This window comes from Streptomyces alkaliterrae (genome assembly GCF_007097205.2).
GTDB lineage: Bacteria > Actinomycetota > Actinomycetes > Streptomycetales > Streptomycetaceae > Streptomyces > Streptomyces alkaliterrae.
The window spans coordinates 1-424 of record NZ_VJYK02000728.1 but is presented as its reverse complement, the minus strand read 5'-3'; the positions used below and the strand labels follow the sequence as shown (position 1 = coordinate 424).

General features: G+C 63.9%; 1 protein-coding gene. It reads right to left on the bottom strand.

Annotated elements, in window-relative coordinates; translation table 11 throughout:
* The coding region (locus FNX44_RS27685; protein ID WP_323369701.1) for a hypothetical protein at positions 1–370 on the bottom strand (370 nt) is incomplete at its 3' end.
* Between the last annotated feature and the right edge of the window lie 54 nt (positions 371–424).

Here is a 424-nt window from a genome sequence, read left to right as displayed (position 1 = left end):
CCTCCGGGTTCAGGCCCAGCGACAGGAACTGCTTTGCAAAGAGCTCCATCGCGATGCCGAGCCCGCCGGACGCGGAGCCCGTGATGCCGCACAGCAATTGCGTGGCCAAGGACAGCGAAATCAACGGCGTCCCGGGGATGCTCAAGAGCATGTTGGAGATGGACTTGAAGCCGACGACGGATCCCACCACCGCCCCGAAGCCGACATCGGCACAGGTGTTGATGACGGGCAGTGCGCAGTTGGTCGCACCGCCGGTGAGGGTCTTCAGCTTGTCGGGCAGGTGCCGATGCAGCAGAACCATGCCCGCGCCGATGCCCCCGAGCAGTGCCCAGACGATATCGACCTTGACGACATTCAGCAGGATCAGCAAGGCGACGGAGGGCATGAATGCCAGCCGGATGTTGGGAAGCGCTCTGTCGCCGCT